Source organism: Streptomyces sp. NPDC058864 (assembly GCF_042742985.1).
In the GTDB taxonomy this organism is placed as follows: Bacteria; Actinomycetota; Actinomycetes; order Streptomycetales; family Streptomycetaceae; genus Actinacidiphila.
The window spans coordinates 17,782-33,627 of record NZ_JBHYMQ010000026.1 but is presented as its reverse complement, the minus strand read 5'-3'; the positions used below and the strand labels follow the sequence as shown (position 1 = coordinate 33,627).

Sequence of the window (15,846 nt, the reverse complement as noted above, 5' to 3'; positions counted from 1 at the left end):
GGTCGGGCACGCCGGCGCTGTCCGCATGCGATCGGGCCGCGACGCCGCAATCCTCCCTCGCGCACCCGGCCGCAGGCAGACCAGTGGTTCCCGAGGGCTTCGGTCGGGAAGCGAGGCGGGCATGACGTAGCACATCGCGCTCGTGCGGGCCGGAGCGTCCACGACCGGCATCGGGACCTGACTCACCGACTCATGGAAAGGCACTGCTCGATGCAGGACGTGGCACCAGTGATCAACCTGACTCGCCGGGGCAGACCGCTCCAGCGGGCATTCGCCTCCGCAGTGGTCGCGCTGCTGGCCTCGTTCGCCGCGTCGGCCGCACCGATCCCCTTGTTCAACACCTACCGGGCCGAGGACGGGTTCACCAACGCCGGCATCTCACTGGCCGTCGTCAGCAACTCCGTCGGCACCATCGCCGGACTGCTGGTGCTGGGACGACTGTCCGGTCATCTGGGCCGACGGCCCGCCGCGATCGCCAGTCTCGGTCTGCTCCTGCTGGGCTGTCTGCTGCTGCTGAACGTGCACGACATCGGGACCCTGCTGGCTGGCCGGCTACTGATGGGGGTCGGTACGGGGGTGGCCGGCAGCAGCCTCACCTCCTACATCGTCGACGCGGCACCCAACCGACCGGAATGGCTGGCCTCCGTCGCCTCCAGTCAGGGACCCATGCTCGGCCTCACCCTCGGCGCCATCGCCTCCGGCGCCCTGGTCCAGTTCGGCCCGTGGCCACGCCACCTCATCTACCTGGTTTGCGCCGGCTTCCTCGTACTGGGTGCCGTACTCATCGTCGCCAGTCCGGAAACCGCGAAGCCAACTCCAGGCGCCTGGCGGTCACTACTGCCCCGGGTCCGCATACCGGCCCGGGTCAGGCATCTGCTCCCTGTCGCCGCCGCGGTGTTCCTCGCGACCTGGGCGACCGGGGCCTTCTATCAGGCATTCATGCCCGCACTGGTCGCGGATCGGTTCCACACGCACAGCGCGCTCACCCTCGGACTGCTGTTCGCCCTCTACATGGCCCCCAGCGTGCTCGGCGCTCCCATCGGCGGCAGGTTCACATCCGCTGCCGCCCAGCGAATCGGCATGATCGTCTTCCTGGCCGGATGGATCGGCATCATCGCGGCGATCGCCATAGGCGCACTGGCGTTGTTCATCGCCGCAACCATCATCGCCGGCACGGGTCAAGGCATCGCCATCAGCTCCGCCACCCGCGGCCTGCTGCACGAGAGCACCCTGGCCGACCGGGCACCGATCTTCAGCGCCATCTACCTCCTCTGCTACGGCGGAGCCGCGTTCCCCAGCCTCATCTCCGGACAACTCTCCAACGTCTTCTCGCTACCGCACATCGCCCTCGGGTACGCCGTACTCGCCGTCGTCGCCGCCTTCTTCACCGTCCTCGCCGCACGCGACCCGCACCCGGAACCGACAGCGGGCTGAGTGATCGCGACGAACCTCGCGGGCACCCGACCTCACCCTCCCCCAACAGAAAGTGTGACAATGACGCTCAATTTCAGGGCCGAGGCGTCCGCCCGTGAAGAGAACAACGCCGCGCTCATCGCCGCTTTGCACGAGGAGCGTCTTGGCGAGGCGGAGTCCCGTTGGGTGCTCGATGTCGTCCACGACGCGGAGCACGGTCGCTGGATCGCCGCTCTCGGTGATGACGGCATCGCCGAGCTGTCGTACCGGTTCGTGGGCGGCCGCGTCGTGCTGTTGACGACCTGGGTCGACCCCGCCTACCGCAAGAATCGGGTGGCCACGGAGCTCATCTCTCGCGTGCTGGACGAAATCCGCGAGAGCGGCAAGAAGATCACCATCATCTGCCCGGTGGTGGGCGAGTTCATCGACCGCAACCCCGAGTACGCCGACCTCATCGACACGGTCCACCCCGGCGCCGGCGCCTACCCCAAGCACGGGCCCGCGGAAGACCGCCACGACGATGAGCTCACCGCAATCGAGCGCGACCTGGCGTAGACCTCCGGTGTTCAGGAGGGTTGCCTGTAGCGGCATGATCGCAGGGCGCGCCCTGAACGGCATCGTCCCAAGCCGTCTCGGGCGAGGCGGCGCCGAGAAGCCCCGGTACTGCGTCACACGGGGTTTCGCCGCGGTCTCCGTGCGGACCGGGCTCCCCCCGGCGGGCGTGGGCGGCCCGGCGGGGTGCGTGACACGGGGGGACGTTTTCGTCCATCACTCGACGGTCCTCAAACGTCACCGATGGCAGCTACCTGCAGTGGAGACGGATACCCGTCGGGCGTGAGAGGACTCCATGGTCCACAAAAGTGGCCGATCTGCGGTACCTTTGGGGAAGGCGGTTCCCTGCGGACAGCCGGCAGCGAAGCCTCACGCGGGTCTCCGGATCCCTAGGCGACACGCATGCGGGCGTCGAGTTCCCAGGGCCCGATCCGGCTACGCAAAGAGGGGGTCGAGGCGGCGCCGGAGTCGCTCGCCGAGACGCCGCGACATCCCCGGCGTCGGCTCGGCCGGTACGCCCGGCTGATCACCGGGACCCCCGTCCAGGCTGCGCACACAGCCGGTGAACCCCTCATCGCACAAAAACGATCACTCGGGAAGGTTCGCTATGTCGGGCTCTGAACTCTATGAGAAATTCATGGCGCTGCACACCCGCGACGGCGGCCTCGTCATGCCGAACGCATGGGACGGCCTCTCTGCGCTGATGCTGGCCGATGCCGGCTTCGAGGCGATCGCGACGTCATCGGCGGCACTCGCCACCACACTCGGCCGGTCCGACGGGCGTCACGAAGTCACCCGTGGTGAGCACCTCGAGCATGCGCGGCTGCTCGGCCGTCTCACCGGCCTGCCCGTCAACGGGGACTTCGAGGACGGCTACGGCGACACGCCCGAAGACGTCGCTGCGACCGTCGAAGCCGCCGTCGAGTCCGGCCTGGCCGGTATCGGGATCGAAGACACCTCGGGCAATCCCGATCGACCGATCCGCGACTTCGACGAGGCGGTCGACCGCATACGGAGCGCCGTCAAGGCGGCCAGGGGGCGCATCGTCGTCACCGGCCGCACCGACAACTTCATCCAGGGGCGGCCCGATCTCGACGACACCATCCGGCGACTGACGGCCTTCGCGGAGGCCGGCGCGGATGTGCTCTACGCCCCTTTCCCGCCCGACCTCGACGCACTCGTCGCGATCGTCACCGCCGTCGCGCCGGTACCGGTGAACGTGCTCATCTCGCCGGCGGACAAGGTGCTGACCGTCGCTGAACTGCAGAAGGCCGGGGTCAAGCGCATCAGCGTGGGGCCGGCGCTCTACACCCACGCAATGGGGGCACTCGACCAGGCCATCAAGGCTCTCGTCGCGGGTGACCTCAGCACCGCGACGACAGGAACCAGCTTCGAGCGCATCAGTGAACTGGTTGCTCGCGGAACGAACTAGTCCAGACCCTGCGGATCACCGCTCCTCACCCACCCATCGCAAGAAAAAGGCAGATTCACATGGATCTCGATAAGCTCATGAGCAAGCATCTCACCCGGTATTTCGATCCCGGCAAGACCATTCCGGGGGAAACCCTTCAGCAGCTGCTGCGGTTCCTGCGTTCCGTGCCGTCGTCGGTGAACGTACAGCCCAACCACTTCTACGTCCTCGCCACGCCCGAAGGCAAGGAACGGCTCGCCGACAACCTGGGCGAACGGTTCCGGGACAACGCGGAGAAGATCCTGAACGCGTCGCACACCATCATCCTCACCACCAGGGCAGACCTGCCCGACACCCACCTCGACGCGGTGTTCGCAAAGGAGAGGGCCGATGGCCGGTTCCCTGATCCGTCCAAGCAGGAGCTGTGGGAATCCATGACCCGGGACTTCCTCGACCTTCGCAACTACGGCCACAAGGACCTGAACCACTGGATGGAGAAGCAGACCTACATGGCGGTGGGTCTGACGATGATGGCGGCCGCCGAGCTGGGCGTCGAGGCCACGCCGCTGGAGGGGTTCGACCCGACCAGTGTCGACAAGGCCTTCAAGATCCGCGAGAGCGGACACACCACGACGGTGCTGCTGGCCCTCGGCTACCCCGATCCGGAGAAGGTGTACGCCAACCCGATCTCGCGCTTCGACGCGGACCAGCTGTTCACGTTCATCTGAGAACCCACCCGGAAATCAAAAACCACCTACGAGGAAGGGCCATTTCGATGAAAGCCATTGTGGTCAGCGACCAGGCCGCGGGTACGGCCGGAATGACGCTGACGGAGCGGCCCGAGCCGCTCGCGGCGATCAACGACGTCATCGTCCGGATCCATGCATCGGGTTTCGTCCCCACCGAGATGGAGTGGCCGTCCACCTGGGCCGATCGGGCGGGCCGTGACAAGACACCGTCGATCCCCGGTCACGAGCTGGCCGGAGTGGTCACCGCTCTCGGCTACGGCACGACGGGGCTCTCGGTCGGGCAGCGGGTGTTCGGCCTCGCCGACTGGCACCGCGACGGCACCCTCGCGGAGTACGTGGCGATCGAAGCACGCAACCTCGCACCGCTGCCGGGCGACGTCGACTTCACGGTGGGCGCGTCCCTGCCGATCTCGGGTCTGACCGCGTGGCAGGGCCTGTTCCAGCACGGCCGCCTCCGGGCCGGCCAGACCGTCCTCGCCCATGGCGCAGCCGGGGCGGTCGGGACGATGGTGACCCAGCTCGCACGTGAAGCGGGCGCCTACGTCATCGGCACCGGACGCGCCGCCGACCGCGAGAAGGCGCTCGACTTCGGGGCGCACGAGTTCGTCGACCTGGGGAACGACACGCTGAAGGACGTCGGCGGCGTCGACCTGGTCTTCGACGTCATCGGTGGCGAGGTTCAGAAGCAGTCCGCCGCCCTGATCAGGGCCGGAGGAACACTGGTGTCCATCGTCGGCCCGGTCGAAGCACGGCCCGCCGACGGCCTGGCCGTGGACTTCGTCGTCGAAGCCGATCGCGCCGAGCTTGGTGAGATCGTGCAGCGGGTGCGGGACGGACGGCTGCGGACCAACATCGGTGACGTCGCGAGCCTCGACGATGCCATCGGGGCCCTCAACCCGACCACGCGGCGCCTGGGGAAGACAGTCATCCGCGTCCTCCCGTAGCAGTCGAACCGACAGAGGAGTCGATCACCTTGGACGGACAGGAAGTGCAGAAGGTCGCGCGCGAATACGCCGCGGAACTGCCCGGCACCGAGCAGGAGCATCGCTTGGGCCCCGACTGGGAACTGCACAAGGTGGGCGGCAAGGTCTTCATGCTCATGACCGATATGCCCGGACGTCCCGTCCTGATCCTGAAAGCCGATCCGGACGACGCCACTGCCCTGCGTGAGCAGTACGCGTACATCACCCCCGGCTACCACATGAACAAAAGACACTGGATCACGGTGGAAGGCGGGGACCCCATCGACGACAAGCTGGTGAAGGAACTCGTGACCGACTCCTACCGTCTCGTGGTCGGCGGGCTTCCCAAGTCCAGGCAACCCGTGGACCCGCACACCTTCAACCGCCACGCCTGACCCTCGCCAGGCCCGTCCTGCGTCGCAGCGTCGCAGCAGTCATCTGGAGCCTCCCATGCGCGTTTTCGTCACCGGCGCCAGCGGCAGCATCGGCTCGGCTGTCGTTCCCGAACTCATCGCCGCCGGTCACGAGGTCCTCGGCCTCGTCCGCTCCGATGCCGCGGCTACGGCCGTCGCCGCCGCCGGCGGGAAGCCACTCCGCGGCGACCTCACCGACCTTGACAGCCTCCGCGCCGGCGCCGCACAGGCCGATGGCGTCATCAACCTGGCCTTCAGCAACGACTGGAGCAACCTGGAACAGGGCATCGACGAGGAAGCGCGCGCCGTGCAGACCCTCGCGGCCGCACTCGAAGGCAGTGGCAAGCCGTTCGTGCACGCCGGCCTCACGCCGATGGTCCCGGGCCACATCTCCACCGAGGAGGACCGCGACACCACCAACGGTCCGGTCGGCGGCCGCGGACGCACTTCCGACGCGGTGCTGGCCCTGGCCACCCAGGGCATCCGGTCCTCTGTCGTGCGACTGCCGCGCTCGGTGCACCAAAGCGGGTCGGCATACGGCTTCTGTTCGGTGCTCATCGCCGCCGCGCAGAAGACGGGCGTGTCAGCCTACGTCGGCGACGGTACGCAGCGATGGCCGGCGGTCAACCTGCTCGACGTCGGCCCGCTGTTCCGCATCGCACTCGAGGACGCCGCGCCGGGCACGGTCCTGCACGCGGTTGCCGACGAGGGCGACACCATGAGGTCGCTGGCCGAGGCCATCGGCGGCGTTCTCGCGGTGCCGGTCGAATCGGCGCCGCCTGAGCGCTTCGGCGTCATCGGTCACGTGTTCGCCCTTGACATGCCATCTTCGAGTGCGCTGACCCGGGAACGGTTCGGCTGGAAGCCCGCCCACCCACGCCTGATCGACGACCTCGCTGCCGGCGACTATCCCGACCTGGGCTGAAATCCTCGTGATGCCGCCGGGACCGGACCTGCGGTGGCGGCCGATCGCTTGGCGCGCCACTGGTCGTCCAGCGCCGGATGGTCATCCTTGCCAGAGGAACTCGTGCGCCATCGCGATCATGGCACGTGCCGCAGCACCGGGCCTGCGGTCGGACGGAGCGGCCAGGGAGAACTGCCATTCCAGGTCGGCGTCGTCGATGGTCAGTGTGGCGACGCCCTGTTCCTTGCCGAGGGCGACCCGCGGCAGCAGCGCCACCCCCAGGCCGTTTCGGACGTAGGCCACGCCGGTGGTGAGGTCGGTGATTTCGATGGCGACGCGATGGGGGACGGAGGCAGCGGCGAAGGCCCGGTCCGCGACGGTCCGGTTGCTGTAACCCGTGGGGAAGTCGACGAAGTCCAGGTCGGCCAGTTCCGTGATCGATGCGGTGCGGCCTTTCGCGAGCGGATGCGCGGCCGGTACGACGAGATCGAGCACCGAGGTGGCGAGGTCGGTCAGTGTGATGCCTGCCGGGTGCGGTCCGGGGCCCGAAACGAAGGCGAGGTCGAGCCGCCGTTCGAGAAGGGCTTCGACCAGGCCCCGGGAGCCGGAGGATGCGGCGCTGGTCTGCAGGAAAACGCCGGGATGACGCCGGTGGAACTCACCGAGGAACGCGGGAAGGTCGATGAGCCCGACCGTGGTGATCGCGCCCAGCCGCAGTGTGCCGCGCAGTCCGCCGCGGACCTCGCCCACCGCGTCCGCGCCCTCCCGGGCGGCGTCGAGAGCGGCATGGGCGCGCGGTAGCAGGGCAGCACCGGCATCGGTGAGCAGCACGCGTTTGGGGGTGCGTTCCAGCAGCGGCGTGCGGAGTTCCCGCTCGAGGTTCTTGATGGTGGTGGAGACCGCGGACTGGACGACGTGCAGCCGTGCGGCGGCACGGGTGAAGTTCGCTTCCTCGGCGACGGTGACGAAGTACTCGAGCTGGCGAAGTTCCACCCTCCGAGTATCCCCCCGGCGCGCCCGCGGTATCTCCCGACGAGATGGCGGCAGTCTCCGACTTTCGTTGGACCGCGACTGTTGTTTTCAGCGACTCTGTTGGAAGTTCAACCGATAGAGGAGGCTGAAGATGGCCTACAAGACGCCACCGACATATCTGGGCAGCGGTGACCCGGCGCGGCAGCGCAAGGACTACTACCCCCCTTGGCTGGACAATCTCGCCGACGATGTCACGCTGGAGGCCGGGGTCTTCAACGGGACCGTCCACGGAGCCAAGGACGTTTTGGCGATACTGTCCTACGCGCGCACTCTGTACGAATTCCAGGATTTCATCTACATCGGCAAGTACGGAGAGAACGGCTTCGTCGAAGACTATGCGGCGACGGTCGACGGCAGGCCGATCGCCAATATTGCTGTCGTCTACATGAATGAAGAGGGGAAGACGCAACACCTTGTGATGAACCACCGTCCGCTGCCGATGCTGCAGTACTTCTCCCGTAAGCTCGGAGAGCATTTCGCCGGTACTGAGTACGCGAAGTACTGCGCCGACCCGTCGGATGCCGACGGCGGCTGAAATTTGTGCGAGGAGGTAGGGCCCGGAGCCCGGGTGTCGTCGAGGAGGCCGGCACCAGCATCTTCCATTCAGAACGCCCGCGGAGTCCGGCGGGTGCTGAGAAGTGAAAGGCCAGTCATGCCTCAATCGATGCGCGTGCTCGTAGCCGAAAAGGTCGGCGAGCCTGCTGATGTTCTTCGGCTGGAATCCCGGCCTGTTCCCACGCCGGAAGTCGGCCAGGCGTTGATCCGTGTGAAGGCGACACCGATTCACGCCAGCGATCTGCACGTACTGCGTGGCCGCTACGGTTTCTCCCCCGAGTTTCCCGCTGTCGGTGGTCACATGGAATGCGTGGGCAGGATCGAGGCCCTGGGGCCGGATACCGGGGGGCTGGAGATCGGCGAGCGCGTGGTGAATGTTGCCATCCCGGCGGTCCCCGGGCCTCACGTGGCCGGCACCTGGCAGGAATACCTTGTCGCCGACACGCGAAGGCTGCTGCCGGTCCCCGACCACTTGAGCGACTCCGACGCCTGTCAGCTCGCCGTCAACCCGTTGACCGCGCTGCTCCTCGTGACGCGCGAACTCGACGTACAGCCGGGGGAATGGCTGTTGCAGACGGCCGCGGGCTCCACTGTCGGTCGGCTCGTCATCCAGTTGGCCGGGCACCTGGGTATCCGCACGATCAATGTCGTGCGGCGGCGCGATGCCGTCGAGGAGATCAAGGCCTTCGGAGGCGACGAGGTCATCTGCACCGAGGACGAGAACCTGCTGCAGCGCGTCTCCGAGATCGCGGGACCGGACGGCGTGCGCAAGGCCATTGACTGTGTCGCCGGCCATGTGGGTGCCCAGGTGTCCCAGTCGTTGGCTCCGGGAGGAGAGGTCGTCGTCTACGGAGCGCTCTCGACCCACCGGCAGACCGATCCGGCGGCGCTGACGATCCCGCTGCCGGCACGCTCGATCATCTACGAGACCAAAGCCGTCCGTGGCTTCTGGCTGAACCGCTGGTTCGGCACCACCTCACCCGAGGATGCGCTGCGTGCCCTGTCCGAGGTCCGCACTCTCGTCGCCGATGGGGTCCTGAGCATCCCCCAGGGTCAGCCGTTCCCACTCGAACGCTTCACCGAAGCCATCGCGCTCGCGGAAACACCCGCACGAGGCGCCAAGCCGTTCTTCGCCTTCGAGGACGGCCGGAAGGGCGACGACAGGTAGGACGGGACCCTGCCGGTGCCGGGACGGCGTGGCTGCCGCGGCCAAGGCCGACAACGCCCGACTCGGGCAGACCGCACCGCTCGCCGGCCGGACGGCGTGCACCAGCCGGGCCGGCGTCCGCGATCGGGTTCGGCAAGCCGTGGCGGTCGCAGCGCCCGACTGGCTCGTGACGGCGGGAGACGTCGCAGAGCGCGCTCATCGCTACGGGGCACGGGCGGACGGCCGTTCTCCGCGCGAATTCCAAGCGCCACGGCCTCAGGAGGAGTGCACTGGGCCGGATTGGTCCCAGCCGGGTGTGAGTTCCTCGCGGTGGATGTCTTCGCCGTGGACTTGTTCACCGCAGGTTTCGCAGACCGTGTGCGTGACGAGTTCGTGGTCTCGGTGGAGTATCCGGCTGGGTGGTGTGGTGACAACCCAGCGGTCGCCCCATCCGATGAGCTCGCGGGTGATGCCTCCCAGGTCGCGCCCGGCCTCCGTCAGGTAGTAGCCGCTGTGGTGCGCGTCGTCCGGCAGCGGGCGCCGTTCGAGGATGCCGCTTTCCACCAGCGCTTTCAGGCGCGCCGCGAGGCGGTCCGTGGGAGCGCCGGTATTCCTGGCGATCTGCCGGAACCGGTGGTTGCCGAGCATGACCTCACGGATCGCGGGCAGGGCCCATCGGTCGCCGATGACCTGCAGGGCGGCGGCGAGCGAACAGGGGCGGCCGGCCATGTCCTGAGGATCGATGCGCGTACTCACGATCCCATTGTCCACCTGGATGGTTTGATTTCCAAACCACCCTGTGCTTCGCTTGCGGCATGGCTCAGATGCTTCGATTTTCAAAGCACCCTCGGGCGGCCGTTGCCGTCGTCCTGGTGGCCGTGTTCATGACCAACCTTGATCTGCTGATCGTCAACGTGGCGCTTCCGGCGATGGGAGAGACCTTCACCGGGGGCGGGGGCGGGGGACTCGGTTCGCTGTCCTGGGTCCTGAACGCCTACGCGATCACCTTCGCCGCGCTGCTGGTGCTGGCCGGGCGTGCCGGTGACCGCATAGGCCAACGGCCGGTCTTCCTCACCGGGATCGCCGTCTTCACCCTCGCGTCGCTGGCCTGTGCCCTGGCCCCGAACCTGGGGACGCTGGTCGGGGCCCGGGTGGTGCAGGCCGTCGGCGCCGCCGCCCAGATTCCGACCTCCCTGGCCCTGCTGCTGGCGACGGTACCGGCCGAGCGTCGTACCCATGCCACCCGGAGCTGGGCTGCGGTCGGCGGCCTCGCCGCAGCCGCCGGGCCGGTCGCCGGCGGCCTGCTGACCGAGGTGGACTGGAGGTGGGTCTTCGCCGTCAACCTTCCCATCGGCGTCGCGGCGTTCGTCGCCGGCCGGTCGGTCCTGCCCAAGCCGGCCGCCCGGGAGACCGGACCGCTGCCCGACCTCCTCGGCGCCCTGCTGGTCATCTCCTCCGTCGCGACGCTGTCCGGCGCGCTGGTGCAGGCGCCCGATTGGGGCTGGACGAGCGGCAGGACCCTGGTGCTCCTGGCGGTTGCCGTGATCAGCGGCGCCGCGTTCGTCCTCAGATCGCTGCGGCACCCCCACCCGCTGTTCGAGCTGGACCTCCTGCGGCTGCCGCGCTTCGGAGCGGCGAACGCGGGCAGCCTCGTGTTCGGCGTCGCCTTCGCGATCATGCTGCTGTCGAACGTGCTGTGGTGCCAGGACGTCTGGCACTGGAGCGCACTGCGCACCGGCCTGGCCCTGGCCCCCGGTCCCGCCCTCGTGCCGGTCGTCACCCTGCTGACCGCCCGCGCCGCACAGCGCTACGGACACGGCCCGCTGGTCGCGGCCGGAGGGCTGCTGTTCGCCGCCGGCATGGCCTGGTTCGCGTGCTTCGCGTCCGTCACACCGGACTACTGGGGCGGCATGCTGCCCAGCCAGCTGTTGACCGGTGCTGGGGTCGGGCTGGCACTGGGCACGCTGGTGGCCGCGGGTGTGCACGCGGTACCGGGTTACCGTGCGGCGACCGGGTCGGCGCTGGTCAACTCCGTCCGTCAGGTGTCGACCTCGGTCGGAGTCGCGGTCCTGGTCGCGGTGGTCGGCTCCCACATCGGGGCCGCCTCACTTCACGACTTCCGGATCGTCTGGTGCACAGCCGCCGTACTGGGCCTGGCGACGTCGGCGTTCGGCGTGCACCTCAGCCGCGGCGGCGCGGGGCGGATGGCGATTGCGGCGTCGAGATAGCTCGAGGCGACTGTCCAGGCTCTGACGGATGGTGCCGACCGAATGCAGGAGACTTACGTGAACGAACTGCTTGCCGCGGCAATCGAAGCCCATGGAGGACTCACGCGCTGGCGGGAACTGACCCGGGTGCGGGCCACTCTGGTCAGCGGGGGGCGACTGTTCGCCGCCAAGGGCCTGCCGCAGGATCCCGAGCCGCGCGAGATGACGGTGCTGCTCCACGAGGAGCACGCCTCGGTCAGGCCCTTTGGTGCCCCGGACCAGAAGAGCGACTTCACCCCCGAACGTGTGCGCATCGACAAGCTTGACGGGCGGGTGGTCGCCGTTCGCGAGGACCCGCGGTCGTCTTTCAGCGGCCATGCCCTCAACACCCCCTGGGACCCGCTGGACCGCGCCTACTTCAACGGCTATGCGCTGTGGACCTACCTCACCACGCCGTTCCTGCTGGCCATGCCCGGCTTTACCGTCACCGAGATCGAGCCGTGGCAGGAGGGGGACGAGGTCTGGCGTGGGCTGCGGGCCGCTTTCCCATCCGGGATCGCCAGCCACAGCACCCATCAGGACTTCTACTTCGGCCCTGACCATGTGCTCCGCAGGCACGACTACCACGTGGACGTGGCCGGCGGATTCGCCGCCGCGCAGTATGTGTACGACTGCGTGGAAGCGGACGGCATCGTCGTGCCCACCAAGCGTCGGGCCTACCTCCGCGACGTCGACGGCCACCCCATCCCCGACGAGATCATGGTCGCGATCGACCTCGGCGACATCCACTTCAGCTGACGCTCGCCAGGGGGATCCTTACGCGTTCGGGGGCACGGGTCCGGAAGGCCGGTCCAGCTCGGCCCGCACGACCTTGCCGCCGTCCACAGTCGGCTGCTACGTCAGGACACCGGACGTCACGCGCTGCCCTCGATCACCGACCCTGGCTCCGGGAACTGATGATCTGGGCAGGTGGCTGCTCAGGAGAGGAGATCGAGGCTTGCACCGATCTCCTGAACCTCGGCCTGTCGATAGGCCAGCCAAGCGAGGACCAGGTCTTGCCAGGGCAGTCCGACCGGGGTGTAGGCGGTGATCTCCAGGTCGTGGGTGCGTGCGGGAGCGTCACCGCGGATGATCTCGCTCAACGACGCCGCAACAGCGGAGGCCGGCAGGCCGGCGTTGGCGAGTGCGCCGTGAGCGACGACGAGTGCCACGTCGTCGACGATCAATCGAGTGGAGGCGAGCACGTCCGGAGCAAGCTCCTGCTTTCCCGGCTCGTCGGCACCGAGAGAAGTCAGGTGCTGGCCGGGCCTGAGTTCTTTCAGGTGCAGGACGGGCTCGCGGGACCACGTCGCCAGGACCACGACGGATGCCTCAGCGGCGACCTGTGCAGGCGTGGAGACAGCGGTTCCGCCGTGCTTGTCGGCGAAGGAGGCTGCGCGCCGCGGATCGGTGTCGTGGACGACGAGGCGGTCCCGGCCTCGCAGTGCACGCAGTCCGCGGAGGGTGAGTTCGGCTTGGGCGCCGGCTCCGATGACGCCGACCGTGTCGGGCCCGCTCCCGGTCGGCCTGGCGATCAGGTGAGTGGCCAGCGCCGCAGCAAGCCCCGTGCGCCAGGCGGTGATGGTCGCGGAGTCCAGCAGGGCCAGCAGCTCGCCGTCCGTGCCGCTGTGAAGACAGATCACTCCCCGGAGCGCAGGGGAGGCAGCGGGAAACTTGGCGTTGGCCTTGACGGTGTAGGCGTTGATGCCAGGCATCAGTCCGGGCAGCAGAGCCGTTGCGGTACCTGGAAAGGGAAGGTCGGTACGGACGCGCTGACCGGGGACCGCGTTTGCAACGGAGGCACTGAACCCCTCGCGCAGAGCCTGGATGCAGGCCAGGGGATCGAGCAGATTCAGCAGGTCGGTGCGGGTCAGGATGCGGGTCATACGGGTCACGATCTCACGCATCCTGCGGCAGCCGGATTCGACGGAAGTGGAGTCAAGACGGCCTGCACGAGGCGCCTTTCCATGCCTGCCCGGACATGAGGACGGGCGACAGGATTGTCGAGGCGTTGGGGCATGTGAAGACGGTGGCGCTCATCACCGGGAACGGGCCGGACCAGGTGGGATGATCGTTCCGGGACCGAGCCGCGTCGGTCCTGCTTGCCGCGCTCGACTACTGCGCCGCCGGAATTCGGGCGAGGTACAAGTACGGCAGCGCTGTGCGTGTCCTCCGTCAGCCGAGGTGTTCGCGGAACGAGGCGAGGCGGCGGTGCTCGCTCGGCCGAATTGGGCTCGTCAGCACGCGACGCCGCTGGCAGTCGCCACCACCTCGGCCACCACATCCGGGTGGTCCATCGAGATGAACGTCCGCCCGCCCGGGATGGTCACCAATGTGGCATTCGGGAATGCGTTCCGAAGCCGCTCAGCGACCTCGAGCGGGAAGAACGCGTCGTCGTCACCCCACACCAGGTGAACCGGCTTGGTGAACTCACCGAAACGTGACCCCACATCAAGCAAGCTTTCCGGCCGGATAGCGGCCATTACCTTCGCGGTATCCCGACGGATGCGCCCGTCCTTCAGCGCCGGCTCAATCCAGCGGCGGGTCACGCCGGCATTCGGTTTTTCGCGGAACACCAAGCCGTAGCCGCGATTGCTCTGCCTGACCGGCCTGAGGGTGAGCACCCACATCAGCATCCACAGCAGCGCCGGGTGCCGGCCGATCTCCACGGCCATCTTGAAGCCTGGGGGCGGGAACAGCTCGAACGCATCGGAGTTGGTGAGCACCAACCTGCCAATTCGGCCGTGATCAGCGTCGATTGCGAACTGGCAGAGTCCGCCGCCGGTGTCGCTGCCGACGAGCGTCACGTCATCAAGGCTCATGGCGGCAAGGAATCCATTGATGACATCAGCCATTCCATGCGGACTCAAGTCGGCTTCCGCGGCCATCGGGATGTGGTGCGAGCCCAGCGGCCAGTTGGGCGCGTAACTGCGAATCCCCTGTTCGGCCAGCCGGTTCGCTACGTCGGTCCACAGCCGGCTGTCGACCAGAAGGCCGTGCACGAAAACCACCGGCGGATAGCGGTTGTCGGCGGGGCCGGCAACTCGGTAGGTGATCGTCCCCTGCGGTATGTCGACCCGGCTGAGTTCCTGCTCGTGCGATGTGGATCGCATGGGCGAGCTCCCCTCTGTGTGGAGGTGTGACGTCGTCGCAACAACCTTCATTTGCTGCTCCACAAGGCGGCGCTTGCCGCGCAATGATTGCCCGCCGCGACACTCTCCGAGACCGAAGTCGTGTGGCTTGCCGGCTCGTCAATCGCAATCGGCGATCGACAGTGTCGATTGACGCAAGCCTCGGCAGCGCTGACCTGCTCCGAACCGCAGCAGCCGACCCTCAGTTGACGACCAGCCCTGCACGCTCGTTCCCGAGAACGAGTGCGGTGAACCGGCCCCGTGACGTGTAAGTGGCAACGAAGATATACGGCAACAGGTAAACGCTACCGAGGACTGTCGGCACCGCGAGCAGTACACGTGGAAAAGTTCGCTCCCGGTATGCGACCCATGCCATCGCGATGAGAATATGTATGACGAAGTCGCCGTTGACCTGCGCCCGCCACCCGTTCGAGAAATCCGTGAAGAACACTTTGCCGTCTGCCAAGCCGAGGGTGGAGATGGCGTTGATGCTCACCACCATGATCGCGGCCCACGCACCCACGAGAGCAATCCTGAAAGCGAACATGTTTGGCCCTTCGTCGACGAAAGTAGTTGAGACGCAGGATGTTGGCGGCGAAGTGCTTCGCGGCGGCGGGGTGTGCGTTCCTTCAGCGCACGCATGGCGCGACGCGGTGCAGGCGGATGTGCGCCTCCACAGTGGATGCGTCGCAGGCGCGTATGTCAGCGCCCAAGCGCCGCAGCAGCTTGAGTGACCTCACGTTGTCGCGTTCGGTAATGGCCTCGACGGAATCGATGCCGGCCGCTCGGGTCGACGCGACGGCGTGACCGGCCATGATCGTACCGAGTCTGCGGCCCTGCCAAGAATCATCGATCAGAATCGAGAGGTCCCACGATGAACGGTTGGAGTACGGAAGCACGCTGACCATGCCCAGAACCCGACCGCAATCGGCGGCCGGACGTGCGAGCCAGGTCCAACCGGTTTCGGAACCGCACAGCGTTCTCCACTCGGTGGGCGTGAGCGACTCGCGCGGCCGGTGATACCGAGCCCGGCGGCTGGCCGGTGAGCAGCGCCGGTGCATCTCGTTGACCTGCCCCAGATCACCCACGGTCGCCCGCTCGACAACCACGGGGCCGATTTCGGAACCTTGGACGAGAACACGCCGATTTTCCCTCGGCGGCGCGCACCTCCGCGTAAGAAAGCGCATTGCGTCCGCGGCGTCGAAGAGCGACATTCTCGGTTCCTTTCACAACCTGGGGGAACGTCGCCATCCTGCCTGTTGAGGGTGCGCGGATGCGATTACCTGGCAGGTACTCGATCCGACAATGCCGCCCGGCTATCGTGAGGTCCC

Annotated in this window: 17 protein-coding genes; 11 read left to right on the top strand and 6 right to left on the bottom strand. The window is 67.6% G+C overall.

Annotated elements, in window-relative coordinates; genetic code table 11:
* Window positions 1-228: 228 nt before the first annotated feature.
* From ACFW3D_RS20875 to ACFW3D_RS20845, 7 genes are all read left to right on the top strand, one after another.
* Complete coding sequence (locus ACFW3D_RS20875; RefSeq protein ID WP_500505730.1) at window positions 229-1,434, top strand: MFS transporter; 1,206 nt, start codon at window positions 229-231, stop codon at window positions 1,432-1,434.
* A 60-nt stretch (window positions 1,435-1,494) separates the two neighbouring features.
* Entirely contained in the window at window positions 1,495-1,968 is a 474-nt protein-coding gene (locus ACFW3D_RS20870) for a GNAT family N-acetyltransferase (protein WP_500505729.1), read from the top strand.
* A gap of 634 nt (window positions 1,969-2,602) precedes the next feature.
* The gene (locus tag ACFW3D_RS20865; protein WP_500505727.1) at window positions 2,603-3,397 is read left to right on the top strand and encodes an isocitrate lyase/PEP mutase family protein; all 795 of its coding nucleotides are present in this window, start codon (window positions 2,603-2,605) and stop codon (window positions 3,395-3,397) included.
* 77 nt (window positions 3,398-3,474) lie between these two features.
* Entirely contained in the window at window positions 3,475-4,104 is a 630-nt protein-coding gene (locus ACFW3D_RS20860) for a nitroreductase family protein (protein WP_500505726.1), read from the top strand.
* A gap of 47 nt (window positions 4,105-4,151) precedes the next feature.
* Window positions 4,152-5,069 (top strand): NADP-dependent oxidoreductase, encoded by a 918-nt coding sequence (locus tag ACFW3D_RS20855; RefSeq protein ID WP_500505725.1) that lies wholly within the window; start codon window positions 4,152-4,154, stop codon window positions 5,067-5,069.
* Window positions 5,070-5,098: 29 nt separating this feature from the next.
* Window positions 5,099-5,482 (top strand): MmcQ/YjbR family DNA-binding protein, encoded by a 384-nt coding sequence (locus tag ACFW3D_RS20850; protein ID WP_500505724.1) that lies wholly within the window; start codon window positions 5,099-5,101, stop codon window positions 5,480-5,482.
* A gap of 55 nt (window positions 5,483-5,537) precedes the next feature.
* A complete protein-coding gene (locus tag ACFW3D_RS20845; RefSeq protein WP_500505723.1) occupies window positions 5,538-6,425 on the top strand; it encodes an SDR family oxidoreductase in 888 nt (295 codons plus the stop codon).
* Between the two features lie 81 nt (window positions 6,426-6,506).
* Here ACFW3D_RS20845 and ACFW3D_RS20840 read toward each other — a convergent pair whose 3' ends face one another.
* Entirely contained in the window at window positions 6,507-7,397 is an 891-nt protein-coding gene (locus tag ACFW3D_RS20840; protein WP_500505722.1) for a LysR family transcriptional regulator, read from the bottom strand.
* A gap of 130 nt (window positions 7,398-7,527) precedes the next feature.
* On the opposite strand from ACFW3D_RS20840, the gene ACFW3D_RS20835 reads away from it, so the two are divergent.
* Window positions 7,528-7,971: a hypothetical protein gene (locus tag ACFW3D_RS20835; protein WP_500505721.1), complete on the top strand. Its 444-nt coding sequence runs from the start codon at window positions 7,528-7,530 to the stop codon at window positions 7,969-7,971.
* 129 nt (window positions 7,972-8,100) lie between these two features.
* Window positions 8,101-9,159: a zinc-dependent alcohol dehydrogenase family protein gene (locus ACFW3D_RS20830; RefSeq protein WP_500505720.1), complete on the top strand. Its 1,059-nt coding sequence runs from the start codon at window positions 8,101-8,103 to the stop codon at window positions 9,157-9,159.
* Window positions 9,160-9,414: 255 nt separating this feature from the next.
* Here ACFW3D_RS20830 and ACFW3D_RS20825 read toward each other — a convergent pair whose 3' ends face one another.
* Complete coding sequence (locus ACFW3D_RS20825; protein ID WP_392613497.1) at window positions 9,415-9,894, bottom strand: winged helix-turn-helix transcriptional regulator; 480 nt, start codon at window positions 9,892-9,894, stop codon at window positions 9,415-9,417.
* Window positions 9,895-9,953: 59 nt separating this feature from the next.
* On the opposite strand from ACFW3D_RS20825, the gene ACFW3D_RS20820 reads away from it, so the two are divergent.
* Both ACFW3D_RS20820 and ACFW3D_RS20815 read left to right on the top strand, forming a co-directional pair.
* Entirely contained in the window at window positions 9,954-11,366 is a 1,413-nt protein-coding gene (locus ACFW3D_RS20820; protein ID WP_500505719.1) for an MFS transporter, read from the top strand.
* Window positions 11,367-11,423: 57 nt separating this feature from the next.
* Complete coding sequence (locus ACFW3D_RS20815) at window positions 11,424-12,143, top strand: hypothetical protein (protein ID WP_500505718.1); 720 nt, start codon at window positions 11,424-11,426, stop codon at window positions 12,141-12,143.
* 179 nt (window positions 12,144-12,322) lie between these two features.
* On the opposite strand, the gene ACFW3D_RS20810 is transcribed toward ACFW3D_RS20815, so the two are convergent.
* From ACFW3D_RS20810 to ACFW3D_RS20795, 4 genes are all read right to left on the bottom strand, one after another.
* Window positions 12,323-13,270: an ornithine cyclodeaminase family protein gene (locus ACFW3D_RS20810; RefSeq protein WP_500505717.1), complete on the bottom strand. Its 948-nt coding sequence runs from the start codon at window positions 13,268-13,270 to the stop codon at window positions 12,323-12,325.
* Between the two features lie 351 nt (window positions 13,271-13,621).
* The gene (locus ACFW3D_RS20805; protein ID WP_500505716.1) at window positions 13,622-14,497 is read right to left on the bottom strand and encodes an alpha/beta fold hydrolase; all 876 of its coding nucleotides are present in this window, start codon (window positions 14,495-14,497) and stop codon (window positions 13,622-13,624) included.
* Between the two features lie 220 nt (window positions 14,498-14,717).
* The gene (locus ACFW3D_RS20800; RefSeq protein ID WP_500505715.1) at window positions 14,718-15,062 is read right to left on the bottom strand and encodes a hypothetical protein; all 345 of its coding nucleotides are present in this window, start codon (window positions 15,060-15,062) and stop codon (window positions 14,718-14,720) included.
* An 82-nt stretch (window positions 15,063-15,144) separates the two neighbouring features.
* On the bottom strand, window positions 15,145-15,729 hold the full coding sequence (locus ACFW3D_RS20795; RefSeq protein WP_500505714.1) for a GNAT family N-acetyltransferase: 585 nt from the start codon (window positions 15,727-15,729) through the stop codon (window positions 15,145-15,147).
* Window positions 15,730-15,846: the final 117 nt, after the last annotated feature.

Bases quoted from the DNA above. Each gene is read 5' to 3' on its own strand.
- ACFW3D_RS20835 (WP_500505721.1), top strand. From the start codon at position 7,528: ATGGCCTACAAGACGCCACCGACATATCTGGGCAGCGGTGACCCGGCG.
- ACFW3D_RS20805 (WP_500505716.1), bottom strand. From the start codon at position 14,497: ATGCGATCCACATCGCACGAGCAGGAACTCAGCCGGGTCGACATACCG.
- ACFW3D_RS20800 (WP_500505715.1), bottom strand. From the start codon at position 15,062: ATGTTCGCTTTCAGGATTGCTCTCGTGGGTGCGTGGGCCGCGATCATG.
- ACFW3D_RS20795 (WP_500505714.1), bottom strand. From the start codon at position 15,729: ATGTCGCTCTTCGACGCCGCGGACGCAATGCGCTTTCTTACGCGGAGG.
- ACFW3D_RS20810 (WP_500505717.1), bottom strand. From the start codon at position 13,270: ATGACCCGCATCCTGACCCGCACCGACCTGCTGAATCTGCTCGATCCC.
- ACFW3D_RS20830 (WP_500505720.1), top strand. From the start codon at position 8,101: ATGCGCGTGCTCGTAGCCGAAAAGGTCGGCGAGCCTGCTGATGTTCTT.
- ACFW3D_RS20855 (WP_500505725.1), top strand. From the start codon at position 4,152: ATGAAAGCCATTGTGGTCAGCGACCAGGCCGCGGGTACGGCCGGAATG.
- ACFW3D_RS20845 (WP_500505723.1), top strand. From the start codon at position 5,538: ATGCGCGTTTTCGTCACCGGCGCCAGCGGCAGCATCGGCTCGGCTGTC.
- ACFW3D_RS20865 (WP_500505727.1), top strand. From the start codon at position 2,603: ATGGCGCTGCACACCCGCGACGGCGGCCTCGTCATGCCGAACGCATGG.
- ACFW3D_RS20860 (WP_500505726.1), top strand. From the start codon at position 3,475: ATGAGCAAGCATCTCACCCGGTATTTCGATCCCGGCAAGACCATTCCG.
- ACFW3D_RS20820 (WP_500505719.1), top strand. From the start codon at position 9,954: ATGGCTCAGATGCTTCGATTTTCAAAGCACCCTCGGGCGGCCGTTGCC.
- ACFW3D_RS20870 (WP_500505729.1), top strand. From the start codon at position 1,495: ATGACGCTCAATTTCAGGGCCGAGGCGTCCGCCCGTGAAGAGAACAAC.